The sequence below is a fragment of the Micromonospora sp. URMC 103 genome (genome assembly GCF_051386435.1).
In the GTDB taxonomy this organism is placed as follows: Bacteria; Actinomycetota; Actinomycetes; order Mycobacteriales; family Micromonosporaceae; genus Micromonospora.
In genome coordinates, this window is sequence record NZ_JBPQTR010000006.1 from 320,896 (window position 1) to 338,717 (window position 17,822).

General features: G+C 74.3%; 20 protein-coding genes and 1 pseudogene. 11 read left to right on the forward strand and 10 right to left on the reverse strand.

All coding sequences use genetic code 11. The features are described from left to right. Window positions 1–65 precede the first annotated feature (65 nt). Window positions 66–572, reverse strand: coding sequence for a GNAT family N-acetyltransferase (locus tag ACSNOA_RS27720; protein ID WP_436662729.1), 507 nt, complete (start codon window positions 570–572; stop codon window positions 66–68). Beyond that, complete coding sequence (locus ACSNOA_RS27725; protein ID WP_091068708.1) at window positions 569–784, reverse strand: biotin/lipoyl-binding carrier protein; 216 nt, start codon at window positions 782–784, stop codon at window positions 569–571. The genes ACSNOA_RS27720 and ACSNOA_RS27725 overlap by 4 nt, the downstream gene beginning before the upstream one ends. 221 nt (window positions 785–1,005) lie before the next feature. Between ACSNOA_RS27725 and ACSNOA_RS27730 the strand changes: the two genes are divergently transcribed. Then, window positions 1,006–1,080, forward strand: coding sequence for a 50S ribosomal protein bL37 (locus tag ACSNOA_RS27730; RefSeq protein WP_369752275.1), 75 nt, complete (start codon window positions 1,006–1,008; stop codon window positions 1,078–1,080). A 121-nt stretch (window positions 1,081–1,201) separates the two neighbouring features. Here the strand turns inward: ACSNOA_RS27730 and rsrA are convergent, their stop codons facing one another. The 5 genes from rsrA to ACSNOA_RS27755 all read right to left on the reverse strand — a co-directional run bounded on the left by rsrA (window position 1,202) and on the right by ACSNOA_RS27755 (window position 4,519). Continuing rightward, entirely contained in the window at window positions 1,202–1,489 is a 288-nt protein-coding gene (rsrA, locus tag ACSNOA_RS27735; RefSeq protein WP_436662730.1) for a mycothiol system anti-sigma-R factor, read from the reverse strand. A gap of 1 nt (window position 1,490) precedes the next feature. Continuing rightward, window positions 1,491–2,300, reverse strand: a complete 810-nt coding sequence (locus ACSNOA_RS27740) for a sigma-70 family RNA polymerase sigma factor (RefSeq protein WP_436662731.1) — start codon at window positions 2,298–2,300, stop codon at window positions 1,491–1,493. Between the two features lie 244 nt (window positions 2,301–2,544). Next, complete coding sequence (locus ACSNOA_RS27745) at window positions 2,545–3,189, reverse strand: alpha/beta hydrolase family protein (protein ID WP_436662732.1); 645 nt, start codon at window positions 3,187–3,189, stop codon at window positions 2,545–2,547. A gap of 31 nt (window positions 3,190–3,220) precedes the next feature. Beyond that, complete coding sequence (locus ACSNOA_RS27750) at window positions 3,221–3,613, reverse strand: WhiB family transcriptional regulator (RefSeq protein ID WP_436662733.1); 393 nt, start codon at window positions 3,611–3,613, stop codon at window positions 3,221–3,223. A gap of 198 nt (window positions 3,614–3,811) precedes the next feature. Next, complete coding sequence (locus tag ACSNOA_RS27755) at window positions 3,812–4,519, reverse strand: SOS response-associated peptidase (protein WP_436662734.1); 708 nt, start codon at window positions 4,517–4,519, stop codon at window positions 3,812–3,814. A gap of 102 nt (window positions 4,520–4,621) precedes the next feature. On the opposite strand from ACSNOA_RS27755, the gene aroA reads away from it, so the two are divergent. The 4 genes and pseudogenes from aroA to ACSNOA_RS27775 all read left to right on the forward strand — a co-directional run bounded on the left by aroA (window position 4,622) and on the right by ACSNOA_RS27775 (window position 8,871). Next, window positions 4,622–5,923: a 3-phosphoshikimate 1-carboxyvinyltransferase gene (aroA, locus tag ACSNOA_RS27760; protein WP_436662735.1), complete on the forward strand. Its 1,302-nt coding sequence runs from the start codon at window positions 4,622–4,624 to the stop codon at window positions 5,921–5,923. A gap of 121 nt (window positions 5,924–6,044) precedes the next feature. Further along, a complete protein-coding gene (gene rsgA, locus ACSNOA_RS27765) occupies window positions 6,045–7,061 on the forward strand; it encodes a ribosome small subunit-dependent GTPase A (RefSeq protein WP_436662736.1) in 1,017 nt (338 codons plus the stop codon). Window positions 7,062–7,089: 28 nt separating this feature from the next. Next, window positions 7,090–7,908 carry a histidinol-phosphatase gene (hisN, locus tag ACSNOA_RS27770; RefSeq protein ID WP_436662737.1) on the forward strand — a complete coding sequence of 273 codons (819 nt, stop codon included), beginning with the start codon at window positions 7,090–7,092 and terminating at the stop codon, window positions 7,906–7,908. Between the two features lie 59 nt (window positions 7,909–7,967). Then, window positions 7,968–8,871: pseudogene (locus ACSNOA_RS27775) on the forward strand (hypothetical protein). Here the strand turns inward: ACSNOA_RS27775 and ACSNOA_RS27780 are convergent. After that, complete coding sequence (locus ACSNOA_RS27780; protein WP_436662738.1) at window positions 8,829–10,028, reverse strand: glycosyltransferase; 1,200 nt, start codon at window positions 10,026–10,028, stop codon at window positions 8,829–8,831. The pseudogene ACSNOA_RS27775 and the gene ACSNOA_RS27780 sit on opposite strands and share 43 nt — an antisense overlap. Before the next feature lie 231 nt (window positions 10,029–10,259). On the opposite strand from ACSNOA_RS27780, the gene ACSNOA_RS27785 reads away from it, so the two are divergent. The 4 genes from ACSNOA_RS27785 (at window position 10,260) to ACSNOA_RS27800 (ending at window position 13,511) form a co-directional block, all read left to right on the forward strand. Continuing rightward, window positions 10,260–11,261, forward strand: a complete 1,002-nt coding sequence (locus ACSNOA_RS27785) for an SDR family oxidoreductase (protein ID WP_436662739.1) — start codon at window positions 10,260–10,262, stop codon at window positions 11,259–11,261. Between the two features lie 56 nt (window positions 11,262–11,317). Then, complete coding sequence (locus ACSNOA_RS27790; protein WP_436662740.1) at window positions 11,318–12,061, forward strand: ATP-binding protein; 744 nt, start codon at window positions 11,318–11,320, stop codon at window positions 12,059–12,061. Between the two features lie 123 nt (window positions 12,062–12,184). Beyond that, window positions 12,185–12,757, forward strand: a complete 573-nt coding sequence (locus ACSNOA_RS27795; RefSeq protein ID WP_436662741.1) for a DUF5709 domain-containing protein — start codon at window positions 12,185–12,187, stop codon at window positions 12,755–12,757. A gap of 313 nt (window positions 12,758–13,070) precedes the next feature. Next, entirely contained in the window at window positions 13,071–13,511 is a 441-nt protein-coding gene (locus tag ACSNOA_RS27800) for an ATP-binding protein (RefSeq protein ID WP_436662742.1), read from the forward strand. 37 nt (window positions 13,512–13,548) lie between these two features. Here the strand turns inward: ACSNOA_RS27800 and ACSNOA_RS27805 are convergent, their stop codons facing one another. Continuing rightward, window positions 13,549–14,487: a ribose-phosphate diphosphokinase gene (locus ACSNOA_RS27805; RefSeq protein ID WP_436662743.1), complete on the reverse strand. Its 939-nt coding sequence runs from the start codon at window positions 14,485–14,487 to the stop codon at window positions 13,549–13,551. Between the two features lie 100 nt (window positions 14,488–14,587). On the opposite strand from ACSNOA_RS27805, the gene glpK reads away from it, so the two are divergent. Both glpK and ACSNOA_RS27815 read left to right on the forward strand, forming a co-directional pair. Then, window positions 14,588–16,072, forward strand: a complete 1,485-nt coding sequence (glpK, locus tag ACSNOA_RS27810) for a glycerol kinase GlpK (protein ID WP_436662744.1) — start codon at window positions 14,588–14,590, stop codon at window positions 16,070–16,072. Between the two features lie 126 nt (window positions 16,073–16,198). Then, complete coding sequence (locus ACSNOA_RS27815) at window positions 16,199–16,921, forward strand: acetate uptake transporter family protein (protein ID WP_436662745.1); 723 nt, start codon at window positions 16,199–16,201, stop codon at window positions 16,919–16,921. Between the two features lie 36 nt (window positions 16,922–16,957). Here ACSNOA_RS27815 and ACSNOA_RS27820 read toward each other — a convergent pair whose 3' ends face one another. Continuing rightward, complete coding sequence (locus tag ACSNOA_RS27820) at window positions 16,958–17,791, reverse strand: phosphoribosylaminoimidazolesuccinocarboxamide synthase (RefSeq protein ID WP_436662746.1); 834 nt, start codon at window positions 17,789–17,791, stop codon at window positions 16,958–16,960. Between the last annotated feature and the right edge of the window lie 31 nt (window positions 17,792–17,822).

A 17,822-nucleotide genomic window follows, 5' to 3' on the forward strand; every position in this document is an offset into this window, starting at 1 on the left:
CGGACGTCGGGTCAGGATCCGGGCGTCGCGTCAGGGCCGGCGTCGCGTCCGGCCCGGACGTCGGGTCAGGCCCGGGCCAGCTCCAGGCGGAGGGCCAGCAGCGCGACGCCGGGCACCGGGGACCAGTCCTTCTCCGGCGTACGGACGAAACCGAGCCGCTGGTAGAGACGGTGCGCCGTCGCGGCCATCCCCTCACGGACGCAGATCACCACGGCCGAGCAGCCCAGCTCGCGGGCGCGGTCGATGCACGCCCGGGCCAGCGCGGCCCCGGCGCCGAGCCCCTGCGCCGCGGGGTCGACGGCCAGCATCCGGAACTCCGCCTCGCCGGGCCCGGAGAGTTCCGCGTAGCGGGTGCCGGGAAGCACGAAGGTGACCGAACCGAGCACCGCGCCGGCCGGGTCCTCGACGACCAGCACCTCGCCGTCGTCCGCCCGGGTCGCCACGTCGGCCAGCACCGCGCCGTAGCCGTTCTCGCCCTTGAGCTGACCGTCCGCCTCGTACGCGGCCACGGTCAACCGGGCGATCGCCGGGAAGTCGGCGGGCGTCGCGGGGCGTACCCGCAGGCCGCTCAACCGATCACCGCGATCAGGTCGCCGTCCTGCACGACGTCGCCCTCGTTGACGGCGAGCTGCTGCACGACGCCGTCGGACTCGGCCACGACCGGGATCTCCATCTTCATCGACTCGAGGATCACCAGGGTGTCCCCCTCGGACACGGTGTCCCCGGCCGACGCGACGACCTTCCAGACGTTCGCCACCATCTCGGCGCGGATCTCCTCGGCCATTCCCCCGGCCCTCCCTCTCGCGACTGCCTGCCGACGTATCCAATCATGCGGCGGCCGGCAGCGGGCGCGGAGCGGCCGCCTGGCGACGCATCGCCGGGGCGGAGCCGCCCGACGCCACCGGCCGCACTAGCATCAGCGGGTCGGACCCGGTGCCGGGCGGCCGGTGGGTGCACCGGCGCCGAGGTCGTCAGCCGGATCCGACCATTTCCGAGGAGGTCACCATGGCGAAGAAGGCTCGCAAGAAGAAGGCTCGTAAGAAGAGCTCCGCCAACCACGGCAAGCGCCCCAACTCCTGACCTCGTCCGGCGGGCGTGCCCGCCGAACGGTCAGCTCGTCCGGCCGGTGGCCGGAGACGCCGGTGGCCCGGGTCGACGGATCGACCCGGGCCACCGCTGTGTCCGTACGGTGAGCAGCGTTTCAGTCGGCCAGCTCGCGCGACTCGCTGCTCTCGAAGACGACCAGCTCGGTGAGCTTGACGCGCAGCCGCTCGCGCAGCTGCTCCGGTGCGGTCTCGTTGCCGCAGCAACGCGCCACCAGCGCCTTGACCTCCTGCTCGATGCCGTACTCGCGCAGGCACGGCCCGCAGTCGTCGAGGTGGTGCCGGATCAGCGTGCGCCGGTCCTCGGCGCACTCGAGATCCAGGTAGAGGTAGACCTCCGCGAGCACCTCGCGGCAGTCGGTCTCGTGCGGGTCACCACAGCTCACGTCACACCTCCCGACCGGCGGAAGCGGTCGAGCCCTTGGCGGTGGCAGAGAAGCCCCGCTCCTTGGCGTACTGCTCCAGCAGCTTGCGCAGATTACGCCGACCGCGGTGCAGCCGCGACATCACGGTGCCGATCGGCGTGCCCATGATGTCGGCCACCTCCTTGTAGGAGAAGCCCTCGACGTCGGTCAGGTAGACGGCCAGGCGGAACTCCTCCGGCAGTTGCTGGAGGGCCTCCTTGACGTCGCTGTCCGGCAGTCGGTCCAGCGCCTCGGTCTCGGCGGAGCGCAGGCCGCTCGAGGTGTGCGACTCGGCCTCGGCGAGCTGCCAGTCGGTGATCTCGTCGGTCGGCGCCTGCACGGGCTGGCGCTGACGCCGGCGGTAGGAGTTGATGTAGGTGTTGGTCAGGATCCGGTAGAGCCAGGCCTTCAGGTTGGTGCCCTGCTCGAACTGGTGGAAGGCGGCGTACGCCTTCAGGTACGTCTCCTGGACCAGATCCTCGGCATCCGCCGGGTTGCGGGTCATCCGCAGCCCAGCAGCGTAGAGCTGATCGACGAATGGCATCGCGTCCCGCTCGAAACGGGCCCTGCGCTCGTCCGTCTTCTCGGTGGTCAACCGCACATCCCCTCGCGTCGGATGCTTTCCCGCCGAGGATACGCGCACGGACCTGCCCACAGATTCACTTCCGGCCGGTGTGCTCGTGCTCACCGCGGTCGTCCCACCCGGTTCCACCGCGGCGGGCCACTCCGGCCCGGCGAGCAGTTGGCGTAGTTGCCGCTCGTCCCGCTCCCGGCTTCGTGTCTCGGTCGGCACCCGTCCCCCCTCCGACGAAGAAAAGTCGTCCGGGGGTAGTAACACGTGGCCGGGGTGCAGCATTCCGGGCGCGCCCGTCCCCTTTCCTGGCCCCGGCGTCGACGGAGCCGGCGCTGGGACCAGGAAGGGCCTGGGAGGATGGTTCCGCCGCCCGAACCGGACGTCCGGCACCATCCGATGCAACGACCCTCCTCCGCCGCCGGAAACGGCTCCTTCCGGACACGGCGGGGTGCCCGCGGGCCCGTCAGGCCGTCGCCCAGCCCTGTTCGCGCAGCCAGGCCCGCACCGCGGCGGCCGCGCCGGCCGGGTCCCTGCGCAGGTCGTGGCCCTCGCCCGGCCGCGTCACCAGGGTGACGCCGGGGCCCGGCTCCGGCACCCCGAACGGATCGCGGTCACCGTTGACCACCAGCGTCGGCAGGCCCGTCAGCAGCTCCGGCGCCCGGGTGCGCTCGGGCCGGCCCGGCGGGTGCAGCGGGAAGGCCAACGCCACGATCCCGGCCGCGCCGACCGCCCGCGCCGTCCGGCAGGCCACCCGGGCGCCGCTGGACCGGCCGCCGACGAGCAGCGTGGGCACGGAGGCGTAGCGCTCGCGCAGCACCGCGAGCACCGCCGTCCAGGCCTCGTCCAGGTGCCCGGCGGGCGCCGGCGCACGCCGCCCGGCGACCCGGTAGGGCTGGGTCACCCGGACCACGGCGACCCCGGCGGGGACCACGGCGTCCCGGACGGCGAGCAGGTCCGGCGCGTCCACCCCACCGCCCGCGCCGTGCCCGAGCACGAGCAGCGCGGCCGGCGGCCCGGCGGGCGTGTCGGTGTGGAGCCGGGCCGGCCCGCGTGGGGTCGGAACCTCGTCGTGCCGCGTCACCGGCCCATTCTCCCGGTGCCGGGACATCCGGCACCGACGGACGGGCCGGTGCGGCGCGTCAGCTGAGCGGGACGAGGGTGAGCAGGCGGTCGCGGACCGGCGGGCCGGCCTCGGCGGCGGCCTCCGGATCCGGCTGGACCTCGCTGCGCCACGCCACGAGCATGGCCCGACGCTCGCGGGGCGTGGTGCCGCCCCACACCCCGTGGCAGTCGCCGACCTCCAGCGCCCACGCGAGGCAGGAGCCCTGCACGTCGCAACTGCGGCAGAGCGCGACCGCCGCGTCGGCGGGCTCGTTGGGCGCCGGAAAGAACGTCTCCGGATCGACGCTCTGGCAAGTTCCTCTGGTCCGCCACGCTTCGTCGTGGCGGCGCTCACGCAGCGCGCGGAGCAGCCGAGGATCTCGCCGCGCGGCGGCCACCTCGTGCGGACGGGGCATACGCGCCCGGGTCATCCACCCACCTCCCCCGTGGGACCGGCAAGATCGGCAAGCGTCGTCCGCCCCCTGCGAATCGACACTCACCACCGGCGCTGTGTTCTATCGCACTTCCCGAGGGGGTCACAAGGGGTAACCGCGAAGATGGCTGAACGGCCAGGAGACGTTTCACCCGCAACTCTGGCAAATCGGCACATGACAATGCGCCGATCATGATCAGAAAAGCGTCGGTTCCTCCACGGCCACGGGCCGGGCGAGCGGCACCCGCGCCGTGAGGTGGGGCCCGTCGTTGCGGACGTCACCGACCGCCGGGCCGACCGGGCGGATCTCGAGCCCGGCCAACCAGCCGGGCGGGGGCGGCGCCAGCAACGGCGCCGGATCGTCCGCCGGCGCGAGCCAGGGCGCCCAGCGCTCGCGGGGCAGGAGCAACGGCATCCGGTCGTGCACCTCGGCCAGCTCGCCGACCGCCGCCGTGGTAAGCACGCTGAAGGTGAGCAGCGCGTCGGCGCCCGAGCCCCAGACCGACCAGATGCCGGCGAAGGCGAGCACCGAGGCGTCCTGGGGGGTCATGTAGTACGCCTGCCGGCCGGTGGGTGTGCGGACCCACTCGTACCAGCCGTCGGCGGGCACCAGGCAGCGGCGCCGGGCGAAGGCGCCGGCGTACGCCCGGCTGGTGGCGACCGTCTCGGCACGCGCGTTGATCATCCGGGCGGCGCCGGCGGCGCTGCGGGCCCAGTGCGGCAGGAAACCCCAGCGGCCCGCCGACAGCGTGCGGTGCCCCTCCGCGCCGAGGCGGACCAGCGGGACCGGGTCGGTGGGTGCCACGTTGTGGTCGGGGGCCAGGCGGCCGTCGGTCTCGTCGGACGACTCGAAGAGCGCGCTCAGCTCGCCCGCGCTCCGGGTCGTCGCGTACCTCCCGCACATGGTGCACACGCTAGCCCGCCGCACGCCCGCCGGCTGTCCCGGAAACCGGGAGTACGGAGGGCGGGCGGCGTCGTCGCCCGGCCGACACGGCAGAATGTAACCGTGGGGAACCTGACCGCGACCCGGCCGCTGGAGCCGTGGACCGCACCGACCGCCTCGGACCCGGTGGCGGTCACGCTGCGCCTCCCCGGGTCGAAGTCGATGACCGCCCGCGCGCTGGTGCTCAGCGCGCTGGCCAACGGGCCGTCCACGCTCTCCGGGCCGCTGCGCGCGCGGGACACCGAGCTGATGGCCGCGGGCCTGCGGGGCATGGGCGCGCACATGTCGACCAGCGACGACGAGCGGTGGCTGGTCCGGCCGCACCGGCTGGTCGGCCCGGCGCACGTCGATGTCGGCCTGGCCGGCACGGTCATGCGCTTCCTCCCGCCGGTGGCCGGCCTGGCCGACGGCCGGATCACCTTCGACGGCGACCCGCAGGCCCGGACGCGCCCGCTCGGGCCGCTCATCGGCGCGCTGCGCTCGCTCGGCGTGCGGATCGACGTCGCCGGCGACGGCAGCCTGCCGCTTGCCGTGCTCGGCGCCGGCCACGTCGCGGGCGGTGAGGTGGTAATCGACGCCTCCGCCTCCAGCCAGCTCGTCTCCGGGCTGCTGCTGGCCGCGCCGCGCTTCGACCGGGGGGTGGTGGTCCGCCACGTCGGGCCGCCGGTGCCCTCGGCGCCGCACCTGCGGATGACCGTGCAGATGCTGCGGGCCGCCGGCGCGGCGGTCGACGACACCGTCCCGGACCTCTGGGCCGTCGAGCCCGGTCCGCTCAGCGGGCGCGGTTGGGAGATCGAGCCGGACCTCTCCGGCGCCGTGCCGTTCTTCGCCGCCGCCCTGGTGACGGGCGGCGAGGTGACCCTCCAGGGGTGGCCGCGCAGCAGCGCCCAGCCGGTGGACCGGCTGCGCGAGCTGTTGCAGCGGATGGGCGGCGACGTCACCCTCTCCACCGACGGGCTGACCGTCCGGGGCACCGGTGTGGTGCACGGGCTGGAGGCCGACCTGTCCGACGTCAGCGAGCTGACGCCGGCGCTGACGGCGCTGGCCATGCTGGCCGACTCGCCGTCCCGGTTCACGGGGGTGGCGCACATCCGGGGCCACGAGACCGACCGGATCGCCGCGCTGGCGCGAGAGTTCGCGGCGCTGGGGGCCGACCTCACCGAGTCCCGCGACGGGCTGGAGATCCGGCCCCGGCCGCTGCGCGGCGGGGTGTTCCGCACGTACGCCGACCACCGGATGGCGCACGCGGCGGCGGTGGCCGGGTTGGCCGTGCCGGGCATCGAGGTCGACGACGTCGCGTGTACCTCGAAGACGATGCCCGAGTTCCCGGCACTATGGTCAGCGATGGTGACCGGCAAGAGCTGACGGCGACGGAGGGGCGGTCCTGGCGACCAAACGGCGGGAGTACGACGAGGACGACGTACGGGTCCGGCCCGGCAAGTCCTCGCGTCCGCGTACCCGCACCCGTCCCCAGCACGCCGACGCGGTGGACGGCTTCGTCATCGCCGTGGACCGGGGCCGCTACACGTGCGTGCTGCTGCCCGGCGGCGAGGTGGAGGTACCGACCGTCACGGCGATGCGCGCCCGCGAGCTGGGCCGCAAGTCGGTGGTGGTCGGTGACCGGGTGGGTCTCGTGGGCGACACCTCCGGCGCGCCCGGCGCGCTGGCCCGGATCGTCCGGATCGCCGAACGCAGCTCGGTGCTGCGCCGCACCGCCGAGGACGACGCCACGACCGCCGAGGGGCGGCTGGAGCGCGTGGTGGTGGCCAACGCCGACCAGTTGGTGATCGTCAGCGCGCTGGCCGACCCGCCCCCGCGCACCGGGTTCATCGACCGCTGCCTGGTGGCCGCCTACGACGCCGACATCGAGCCGCTGCTCTGCCTCACGAAGGCTGACCTCGCCGGTCCGGAGGCGGTGCTCGACTACTACGCCGAGCTGGAGCTGCCGTACGTGCTGATCCGCCCCGACTCGGAGCTGGACGCGCTGCGCGCGCTGCTCGCCGGGCGGGTCTCGGTGCTCGTCGGGCACTCCGGGGTGGGCAAGTCGACGCTGGTCAACCGCCTGGTCCCGGAGGCGGCCCGCGCCGTCGGCACGGTGAGCGCGATCGGCCGAGGCCGGCACACCTCCACGAGCGCCGTGGCGCTGCGGTTGCCGCCCGCGCCGGGCGGCGACGGAAGTGTCCGGGGCGGCGGGCGGGAGGCCGGGGCCGCCGCGGGCTGGATCATCGACACTCCCGGCGTCCGCAGCTTCGGGCTCGCGCACGTCTCGGCCGACAGCCTGCTGCACGGCTTCCCGGACCTGGTCGAGGGCACGGTCGACTGCCCGGCGAACTGTCCGCACACGGCCGACGAGGCCGACTGCGGGCTGGACGCCTGGGTGGCCGCCGGCAAGGCGGACCCGCGCCGGCTCGCGTCGTACCGCCGGTTGCTGGCCTCCCGGGCCGGCGACATCGACCCGCGCGGTGAGCCCGAACCGCGCGGCGAGCCGCCCGCCGACGGGTGACCCGGCCCGGGTCGGCTAGGTTGCCGGCATGAGCCGGTACGCCGACGACCTCGCCCTGGCCCACACCCTCGCCGACGCCGCGGACGCCGTCTCGACGGCGCGCTTCCGGGCGCTGGACCTGCGGGTCGAGTCGAAGCCGGACCTGACCCCGGTGTCCGACGCGGACACGGCCGTCGAGCGGGAGATCCGCGCGCTGCTGGCCGCGCACCGCCCGGCCGACGGGCTGCTCGGGGAGGAGTACGGCGCCCGGCCCGCGACCGGGCCCGGCGAGCGGCGCTGGGTGATCGACCCCATCGACGGCACCAAGAACTTCGTCCGCGGCGTGCCGGTCTGGGCGACCCTCGTCGCGTTGCTCGAGGGGGACCGGCCGGTGGTCGGCGTGGTCTCCGCCCCTGCGCTGGGGCGTCGCTGGTGGGCGGCGGAGGGCGGCGGCGCGTGGGCGGGGCCGGGCCGCGACGCGGGCGAGCCCATCCGGGTCTCCGCGGTACGCCGGCTCACCGACGCCAGCTTCTGTTACTCCTCGCTCACCGGATGGGAGGCCGCCGGGCGGCTCGACGCCATGCTCGGCCTTTTGCGGGAGTGCTGGCGCAGCCGGGCGTACGGCGACTTCTACGGCTACATGCTGTTGGCCGAGGGGGCACTGGACGTGATGGTGGAGCCGGAGCTGTCGCTCTGGGACGTCGCCGCCCTCGTGCCCATCGTGACCGAGGCGGGTGGCACGATCACCGACCTGACCGGCGCGGACGCCCCGGCGGGCGGGCCCGACACCGACCACAGCGCGGTGGCGACCAACGGCCCGCTGCACGCCGACATCCTGGCCCGCCTCGGTCGGCCAGCCGCGCGCTGACCCCCGCCAGCCTCTATCCTCGCCAGGTGGTCTCCTCCGGCTGGTGCTTCCTCGCGGCCATGATCGTCGCGTACGGCGTGGCCAACCTGCTCCAGTCGGTGGCCGCCGCGCGCACGACGGTGCACCACTCGTTCGACCCCGGGCTGCTGCTGCGGCTCGCGGGGCACCGCACCTACCTCGTGGGGGTGGGCTGCCAGCTCGGCGGTTTCCTGCTGGCCTTCCTCGCGCGGCGGGACCTGCCGCTCTTCCTCGTGCAGTCGAGCGTGGCGGCCGGGCTCGGGGTGACCGCCATCCTCGGCGTGGTGGTGCTGAAGTGGCGCCTGCCGGCCGCCGAGGTGGCGCTCCTGGTGCTGCTCTTCGCCGGGATCAGCGCGCTGGTGCTGGCCGCCCGGCCGGCGCCGTCGAAACAACTCGGCCCGGGCGGGTTGATCGCCCTGCTGGTGGTGCTCGCCGTCATCGCGGGTCTCGGCTTCTTCGCCGTCCGCCTGCACGGGGCGCCCGGTTCGGTCGCGCTCGGGTCGCTGGCCGGGCTCGCGTTCTCCGCGGCGGCCGTGGCCGCCCGCCCGCTCGCCTCCGCGCCGTCGGCCGAGGCGTTCGCCCGCAACCCCCTGCTCTACCTCCTGGTGGCGCACTCGATCGTCGGGCAGTTGCTGTTGGGCCTCGCCATGCAGCGCGGCTCGACCACGGCGGCCGTGGCGGCCATGGACGCGGCCGGCGCGGTGCCCGCGGCGATCGTCGGCCTGCTGCTGCTCAACGACAAGATCTGGCCGGGCCGGGAGTGGCTGGCCGGTGCCGGCTTCCTCATCACGCTGGCCGCGGTCATCGGCCTGACCCGGTACGCCGAACCGCAGCAGCACCACGCGGTCACCCGGGGCCACGACCGGGCCATGGTGGGCGCCGGCCGCGCCGGCTGACCGCCGTCAGGCGTCCACCGGCTTGCGCCGGCCCACCACCCGCTCGTAGAGGCGCTCCAGCGCGCCCGCGGTCCGTTCCCAGGTGTAGCTGCACCGCACCCGGTCCACGGCCGCGTGCCCGTACGCGAACCGCCCGGCGTTGTCGGCCAGCAGCCGGCGCAGGGTGACCCCGAGGGTCCGGACGTCGCCCGGGGGCACGAGGCGGCCGGTGACCTCGTCCACCACGGCGTCGGCGATCCCGCCCATGGCGTACCCCACCACCGGCACGCCGCAGGCCATCGCCTCCAGCGACACCCGCCCGGCGGACGAGTAGTGCGGGGTGCACGCCACCACGTCGGCCGACCGGTACCAGGTGGCCATCTGGTCGTGCGGCACGGCGCCCACGAGCTTCACCTGGTCGCCGACGCCGCTCCGCTCGGCCAGCTCGCGCAGCCGGCGCGCCTCGGCGTGGCCGTCGAGCTGCTCGACGGGTGGGCCGCCCGCGATCACCAGCTCGGCGTCGCCGACCAGCCGCATGGCCTGGATCAGGTCCTCCTGACCGTGCCCCCGCGACAGGCCGCCCACGGAGAGGATCCGCGCCCGCTGGTCGCGCGGGGCCGCCTCGCCGTCGGGGCGGAACTGCTCGACGTCCACCCCCGTGGGCACCATCGCCACCGCGCTGCGTTGCAGGCCCATCCGGGTGAGTTCGTCGACCTCGTCGTTGCACTGGGCCACCGCGATGTCCACGGCCCGGGTCAGCGCGCGTTCGAGCGGGATCCGCTCCCCCGGGCCGTCGTACGCCTGGCCCAGGTGGCGCAGCTGCTCGATGCCGAGCGAGTGGAAGGTCTGCACCACGGGGATGTCGGTCTCCCGGACGGCGTGCGCCGCCGCCAGCCCACCGACCCAGTAGTGCCCGTGCACCACCTCGGGCGTCCAGTCTCCGGACCAGCGGTCGGTCAGCCAGCCGCCGAACTCCGCCACGTACCGGATCAGCTCGGCGGTCGGCAGCGGCGCGGCCGGGCCGACGGGGACGCGTTCCACCCGGTGGCCGTCGACGTCGAGCGTCGCGGGCAGCTCGGGGTCGTCCCGGCGCTCGTAGACCCGGACGTCGTGGCCTCGTCCGGCGAGTTCGGCAGCCACCCGCGCGATGTGCTGGTGCGTGCCGACGGTCGGGCCGTCGGTCGTCCTGGACGGGCCGGCGTGCGCGCAGACGAGGCCGACGCGCATGGGTCACCTCCATGCGATCTTTCCAACGGTGGTCCTCCCGGTCAGAGGGTCCCATTAACCAGGGCCCCGGAAGCCGAAACCTGGCAGATCGGGAAGAGCCCGGCGAGTGCCCCGGACACTTCCGCCACGACAAGTATCAGGCGTCCCGGAACGGCGCCCGATGATCACTGTCCGTGGTGATCCCGAGGAATCGGCGGCATGACCCGCCCCGACCGGGGGTACGGGCGAGGAATGCCTCTCACCCGCAGCCTCGACGACGCCACCGTCGTGATCACCGGCGCCTCCAGCGGGATCGGCGCGGCGACCGCGTACGCGCTGGCCCGCAGGGGCGCCGCCGTCGTGCTGGCGGCACGGAGCGAGCCGGCCCTGTCGCGGGTCGCGCAGCGGTGCCGGCAGCTGGGCGGCAGGGCACTCGTCGTACCGACCGACGTCACGGACCCGGCGTCCGTGCAGCGGCTGGCCGACCGGGCGGCGGCCGAGTTCGGCCACCTCGACGCCTGGGTCAACAACGCCGCGGTGGGCGCCGTCGGGCTCTTCGACGAGATCCCGGTGGCCGAGTTCCGCCGGGTGTTGGAGGTCAACCTGCTCGGCGCCGTGCACGGCCTCCGGGCCGCCCTCCCCCACCTGGCGGCCGCCGGGGGCGGCGTGGTGGTCAACAACGCCTCGGTGCTGGCCGAGGTGGCGATGCCGTACCAGTCGCCGTACAACGCGACAAAGCACGGCCTGCGCGGCCTGGCCGACACGGTCCGCCAGGAGCTGCGGGTGACCGGCCGGGGCGCCATCTCGATCTGCACCGTGCTGCCCGCCACCATCGACACCCCGTACTTCCGGCACGTGGCGAACCACAGCGGGCGCGAGGTCCTGCCGCCGCCCCCGGTCTATCCCCCGGAGATGGTGGCCGCGACCATCGTCCGGCTGCTGCGCCGGCCGCGCCGCGAGGCGTACGCCGGTGGCGCGGCACGGCTGATCGGCCTCCAGTGGCGGTTGGCGCCGGCGCTCGCCGAGCGCGTCCTCGGCTGGTACGCGCACCGCGTCCAGTTCGGGCCCGGCGCCCGCCGGGACAGCGCGGGGAACGTGTTCCGGGCCGACGCGGACGGCCAGCGCGAGGGCGGCTGGCAGGGCCGGCGCCGGCAGCTTGTGCGGATGACCGCGGCCTTCGGCCTGGCCGCTGCCGGAACGGCGGTCGGCACGATGGCCGCCCGGACCCGTCGAGCCCGGACGGAACGGTCATGAACCGGACCGGGCGCCCGGGTGCGCGGCGGGTCGGCGAGGGGCACAATGGGGCGATCATGCCGACGGACGTGCGCTGCCTCGTGGAGACGGACGAGTCGTCCGCGGTGGTCCGGGTCAGCGGCGTGCTCGAGCCGTCCGGCACGGCCGCGGTGCGTGACGCGCTGCTCGCGCGGCTCTGCGACCGTCCCGGCCCGGTGGTGGCCGACCTGACCGGCCTGCGGGTCGCCGACCCGGAGCTTCGGGCGGTCTTCGCCGAGGTGCAGCGGGAGATCGAGGACTGGCCGGCCGCGGCGCTGCTGGTCTGCGACCCGGCCGCCGGGACGGCCGACCGGCCCGATCCCGCCCTGGCCGGGGTGGCGGTCTTGCCCACCCTCGACGCGGCGATGGCCGCGCTCGCGGAGTCGCCGATGGCGGCGGTGCTCACCGCCGAACTCGCCCCGGTGCTGGGCGCCGCCCGACAGGCGCGCGAGCTGGTCTCCGACGGCTGCGAGCGGTGGGGGGTGACGGCCCTCGCCGAGGCGGGCGGGATCGCGGTCACCGAGATGGTCAACAACGTGGTGGCCCACGCGCGGACCCCCATGACGGTGCGGCTCGCCCCGGTGGGCGACACGCTGCATCTGGCGGTGCGTGACCACTCGACACGCCTGCCCGCGTTCGCGGGGCTGGCCCCCGTGAACTCGCCGGGCGGTCGCGGCCTGCTGCTCATCGACACGGTGGCCCGGCGCTGGGGCAGCAGTCCGGTCCCGGACGGCAAGGTCGTCTGGTGCGTCCTGGATCCCACCGACCAACCCCCGCTCTAACCCACCCCACCCCACCCTCAGCCGGTGGATCATGCAGTTGTGGTGGGCGTTGTGAGGCGGTTCGAGGCTTTTGAGGGGCACCACAACTGCATGATCGACGGGTCGAGTGGGTAGAGATCCGTCATGCGCGACGACGAATACCCGACCCCCGTGTCCGACCCGGAGGCCAACGGCCTGCCGGGGACCGCCGACGACGACTCGACCGCGAACGACGACGTCCTGACCGGTCGCGAGGCGGACGGCCCGGACCCGGCCCAGCTGCCCGCCGACCGGACCCCGGTGGCCGTGGACCGGTACGGGACGACGGCCGAGGAGCAGGCCGACGGCGAGTCGTTGGACTACAAGCTCCAGCGCGAGCAGTACGAGCGCCCCGCCGACGACCCGCTCGCCGGCCCGGTCGACCCGGACATCGCGGCGGAGGCGGACAGCGAGGAGGCCGCGGCACAGGCCCAGCTCGACGCCGACGTCATCGACGACGGCCCCACCTCGGACCCGAACTCGCCGGTCTCCCTCTACGACCACGGTCAGCTCGGCACGGTCGCCGACGCGCAGGTGGGCCGGATCGTGGAGCCGGACGAGGGCGCGCACACCGATCAGGAGACCGACAACGTGGCGTACGACGCGGGCGCGGCCGGCGGTGGGGCGACGGCCGAGGAGCTCGCCATCCACGAGACCCGGCCGCCGCACTCCGTGTGACCCACACCGTCGCGCCGTCACGACCCTGGCGATCCGGTGCCACCCGAGGTGGCGCCGGATCGCCTCGTGCGTGCCGCGGTGCGGGCATGGGGCGACGGAGGACGAAGCCCCGCGTGCGGCCCTGTCGCATCCAGCGTGATGCCTCTGCGTCATATTTATGCCGCAGAGGCATCACGGTCATCGGGCCCCGTCGCTCCGGGCCGCGGGCCGCCGGGACAGGTGAACAGCGGCCCCGACCGCTGCGGCCGGGGAAACCCTGACGTACGGTGGAAATGCCGCGTAACAACTCCGAGATCCGCTGTCGGGACGGGCCATGACGAACGCCGACCCTCGCGCACCGCGTACGGTTGTGCCCATCGAACCTGCCCCCCTCATCGCCGAAGCCTTCGACCGGGCCCAGGTCACCGAGCTGCGTCACTCGGTCACCTCCTGCGCGCACGCCGCCGGCCTGCGTGACCAGCGCCTGGACGACTTCGTGCTGGCGGTCAACGAGCTGATCACCAACGCGGTCCGGCACGGTGGCGGGCGCGGCTCGCTGCGGCTGTGGCGGCTCGACGACCAGCTCGTCTGCGAGGTTGCCGACCAGGGCCTCGGGATCAGCGCCGGGCGGCTGGGCGACCGGAGCCGCCCCGCACCGGAGACCGCCGGCGGTTGGGGCCTGTGGCTGGCCCGCCAGCTCAGCGACACCATGGAGGTGCGCAGCGGCGAGAGCGGCACCGTCGTCCGGATCGCCACGGCGATCACCGCCGACTGAGCGGCGGGCGCGCCCCGCAGCGTCAGCCGGCGGCCGCTCAGCCGAACAGGGCGCTCACCGACTCGCCGTTGTGGATCCGCCGCATCGCCTCGGCCAACGCCGGGGCTACGGACAGCACCTTCAGCTTCGGCACCCGGTTCTCCGTCGGGATCGGCACGGTGTTGGTGCAGACGATCTCCAGGACGCCCGGCTGGTCGCCGAGCCGGGCGAGCGCCCCCGCGGCGAAGAGGCCGTGCGTGCAGGCGATCCGGATCGACCGCACCTTCAGGTCGCGCAGATGGTCCATCAGCTCCAGCACGGTGCTGCCCTTGGCGATCTCGTCGTCCAGCACGATCACGTCCCGGTCCGCCACGTCGCCGATCACCGCGCTGATCGTGACCTTGTCGTCGCTGAAGCGCTGCTTCGCGCCGGCCGCGACCGGGATGCCGAGGCGCCGGGCGAACGCCGCCGCCTCCTTCGCGTTGCCGAGGTCAGGCGACACGACCACGGTGTTGCTGAGGTCGTACCGCCGGAAGTGACCGGCCAGCTCCCGCAGCGCGTGCAGGTGGTCGACCGGGACGCTGAAGAAACCGTGCACCTGCGGCGAGTGCAGCGTCATGGCGAGCACCCGGTCCGCGCCGGCGGAGGTGAGCAGGTCGGCGACGAGCCGGGCGCCGATCGAGATCCGCGGGGCGTCCTTCTTGTCCGACCGGGCGTACGCGTAGTGCGGCAGCACCACGGTGATCCGGCCGGCCGAGGCGCCCCGCGCCGCGTCGATCATCAGCAGCAGCTCGACGAGGTGCTCCTGCACCGGAGGGACCAGGGGCTGGATCAGGAAGACGTCCCGCTCCCGGCAGTTGGCCTGGAGCTGCACCTCGAGGCAGTCGTTGGCGAACCGGGAGACCCGCACCGGGTGCAGCGGCACGCCCAGGTGGGCGCAGATCTCGGCGGCGAGGTCGGGATGGGCCGTTCCGCTGAACACGGCGATGTCACGCACGTTCGCACATCGTACGGCCGTCCGCACGCGGCGGGGAACGACGGGCCGCGGCGCGAAGCGGCGGTCGGCACGGCGCCACCGCGTTGGGTACGGTGCTGCCGTGACCGGAGAGTTCGTCGCCGCCATCGACCAGGGCACCACCTCCTCGCGGTGCATCGTCTTCGACCGGGCCGGGGACATCGTCTCCGTGGCACAGCGCGAACACCGGCAGATCTTCCCCCGTCCCGGCTGGGTCGAGCACGACGCCGAGGAGATCTGGGCGAACGTCGAGCAGGTGGTGCGGGAGGCGTTGGCGACCGCGGGCACGGACACCGCCGGGCTGGCGGCGGTGGGCATCACCAACCAGCGGGAGACCACCGTCGTCTGGGACCGCGCCACCGGCCGCCCGGTGGCGAACGCGATCGTCTGGCAGGACACCCGCACCGGGCCGCTGCTGCGCGAGCTCGGCGAGGCGTACGGCGAGGAGCTGTTCCGCAGCCGCACCGGCCTGCCGCTGGCCACGTACTTCGCCGGGCCGAAGCTGCGCTGGCTGCTCGACCACCTCGACGGGTTGCGCGCCCGCGCCGAGGCCGGTGAGGTGCTGTTCGGCACGATGGACAGCTGGCTCGTCTGGAAGTTGACCGGCCGGCACGTCACCGACGTGACCAACGCCAGCCGCACGATGCTCATGGACCTGTCCACCCTGGAGTGGGACGCCGAGCTGCTCGACGCCATGGGCGTGCCGGCCGCCATGCTGCCGGAGATCCGCAGCTCCGCGGAGGTCTACGGCACGGCCACCGGCGCGCTCGCCGGTGTGCCCGTGGCCAGCGCGCTCGGCGATCAGCAGGCCGCGCTGTTCGGGCAGACCTGCTTCCGGCCGGGCGAGGCCAAGTGCACGTACGGCACCGGCAGCTTCCTGCTGCTCAACACCGGGGCCAGCCCCGTCACGTCGTCGCACGGGCTGCTGACCACGGTCGCCTACCGGATCGCTGGGCAGCCGGCCGCGTACGCCCTGGAGGGCGCCATCGCGGTGACCGGGGCGCTGGTCCAGTGGCTGCGGGACAACCTCGGCCTGATCTCCACGGCGCCGGAGGTGGAGGACCTGGCCCGCACCGTCGAGGACAACGGCGGCTGCTACGTGGTGCCCGCCTTCTCCGGCCTGTTCGCCCCGCACTGGCGCAGCGACGCGCGCGGGGTGATCGCCGGGCTCACCGGCTACATCACGAAGGGGCACCTGGCCCGGGCGGTGCTCGAGGCGTCCGCCTGGCAGACCCGCGAGGTGGTCGACGCCATGAACGCCGACTCCGACGTGGCGCTGCGGCGGTTGCGGGTCGACGGCGGGATGACCGCCAACGCGCTGCTCATGCAGTTCCTCGCCGACGTGCTGGACGTCCCCGTGGTGCGTTCCCGGATCACCGAGACCACCTGCCTCGGCGCCGCGTACGCGGCCGGCCTCGCGGTCGGCTACTGGCCCGACCTCGCGACCCTGCGCGACCGGTGGCGCTCCGACGCCGAGTGGGCGCCGCGCATGGACCCGGCGCACCGCGACCGCGAGCTGCGCAACTGGCACAAGGCCGTGCAGCGCACCCTGGACTGGCTGGACTGAGCACCCGCCCCTCACGCCGACCGCCGGCCCGCCGGCTGGCTCGGCGTGTGGGACCGCGCGCACGGGGTAGACGCCTCCGACCGCTCGGCCGCACCGGTTGAGCCGCCGTGGGAGGAGGAGACTCGGATGTCCCGCATGGCCCAAGCGCCGTCCCACGACGGCGAGTTCGAATTCTGGCGAAACCACGCACAGATCTCGTTGCAGCCGGTCGCCGCGCCGTCGATCCTCGGCCTGTTCGGCTTCGCGGCCGCCACCTTCGTCGTGTCGACCAACCTGGCCGGCTGGTGGGGCAACAGCTCGGCGCCGAACTTCCTGTTCCCGTTCGCCGCGTTCACCGGCGGGCTCGCCCAGTTCCTGGCCGGGATGTGGGCGTTCCGGGCCCGCGACGGCGTGGCCACCGCCATGCACGGGATCTGGGGGGCGTTCTGGCTGGCGTACGGGCTGCTCTTCCTGCTCGTCGCGCTCGGGGTGCTCACCGTGCCGACCCCCTTCGTGGCGCTCGGCTACTGGTTCCTCGCGCTCGCCGCGATCACCTGGTCGGGGGCCCTCGCCGCCGTGGCGTTGAACCTCAGTGTCGCCGTCGTGCTGGGCACGCTGGCCGCGGGCGCCACCTGCCAGGCCATCGGCCAGCTCGCCGACATCTCGGGCTGGCGGACGGCCGGAGCGTACTTCTTCATCCTCTCGGCGATCGCGGGCTGGTACACGGCCACGGCCATGATGCTGGAGGCCTCGTACCGGCGGGTGATCCTGCCGATGGGCAAGCGCCGCGCGCCGAACCGGCCCGGCCGCGAGCCCGGGCAGGCCATCCAGTTCGTGTCCGGCGAGCCGGGCGTCAAGGTCGGCCAGTGACCGTACGGGCGGGCGCGCGGCGCCCGCCCGTTCCCGTCACGCCCAGCGGTTGCCGGTGAGCGTCTCGTACACGTCGACGTACCGGGCCCGGGTCGCCTCGACCACCTCGGCGGGCAGCTCCGGGGCCGGCGCCTGCTTGTTCCAGCCGCTGCTGGTGGCCCAGTCCCGCACGTACTGCTTGTCGTAGGAGAACTGGATCCGACCCGGCTGGTACGACTCGGCCGGCCAGAACCGGGACGAGTCGGAGGTCAGCAGCTCGTCGGCGAGGACGAGGGTGCCGTCCGGCGCCCAGCCCAGCTCGATCTTGGTGTCGGCGACCAGGATGCCCCGGTCCGCCGCGATCTCGGCGCCGCGCCGGTAGATGTCGAGCGTGATCTGGCGCAGCCGCTCGGCGGTCGCCTCGCCGACCTTGGCCACCACGTCCGCGTACGTGATCGGCTCGTCGTGCTCGCCGGCCGGCGCCTTCGTCGACGGGGTGAAGATCGGCTCGGGCAGGATCGACGCCTCCACCAGGCCCCGGGGCAGCGGTACGCCCGACACCGCGCCGGTGCGCTCGTACTCCCTGAGGCCGCCGCCCGTGAGGTAGCCGCGGGCCACGCACTCGACCGGGACCATCTCCAGCCGCCGGCAGCGGATCGCCCGCCCGGCGAACTCGGCCGGCACGTCGGTCGCCGAGATCACGTGGTTCGGAACGAGGTCGGAGAGCTGCTCGAACCACCAGAGTGAGAGCGCCGTGAGCAGCCGGCCCTTGTCGGGGATCGGCGTCGGCAACGCCACGTCGTAGATCGAGATGCGGTCGGAGGCGACCAGGATCAGGTCGTCGCCGTCGGCGTAGACGTCCCGGACCTTGCCCGAGTGCAGAAGTTCCACGCGCCCTAGTACACCACGCGGCACGCGTACA

Coding starts and splice junctions, on each gene's coding strand:
- ACSNOA_RS27750 (WP_436662733.1), bottom strand. CDS start 3,613: ATGACCCGGGCGCGTATGCCCCGTCCGCACGAGGTGGCCGCCGCGCGG.
- ACSNOA_RS27800 (WP_436662742.1), top strand. CDS start 13,071: ATGACGAACGCCGACCCTCGCGCACCGCGTACGGTTGTGCCCATCGAA.
- ACSNOA_RS27815 (WP_436662745.1), top strand. CDS start 16,199: ATGTCCCGCATGGCCCAAGCGCCGTCCCACGACGGCGAGTTCGAATTC.
- ACSNOA_RS27745 (WP_436662732.1), bottom strand. CDS start 3,189: ATGTCCCGGCACCGGGAGAATGGGCCGGTGACGCGGCACGACGAGGTT.
- ACSNOA_RS27795 (WP_436662741.1), top strand. CDS start 12,185: ATGCGCGACGACGAATACCCGACCCCCGTGTCCGACCCGGAGGCCAAC.
- ACSNOA_RS27780 (WP_436662738.1), bottom strand. CDS start 10,028: ATGCGCGTCGGCCTCGTCTGCGCGCACGCCGGCCCGTCCAGGACGACC.
- ACSNOA_RS27790 (WP_436662740.1), top strand. CDS start 11,318: ATGCCGACGGACGTGCGCTGCCTCGTGGAGACGGACGAGTCGTCCGCG.
- hisN (WP_436662737.1), top strand. CDS start 7,090: ATGAGCCGGTACGCCGACGACCTCGCCCTGGCCCACACCCTCGCCGAC.
- ACSNOA_RS27785 (WP_436662739.1), top strand. CDS start 10,260: ATGCCTCTCACCCGCAGCCTCGACGACGCCACCGTCGTGATCACCGGC.
- ACSNOA_RS27725 (WP_091068708.1), bottom strand. CDS start 784: ATGGCCGAGGAGATCCGCGCCGAGATGGTGGCGAACGTCTGGAAGGTC.
- ACSNOA_RS27755 (WP_436662734.1), bottom strand. CDS start 4,519: ATGTGCGGGAGGTACGCGACGACCCGGAGCGCGGGCGAGCTGAGCGCG.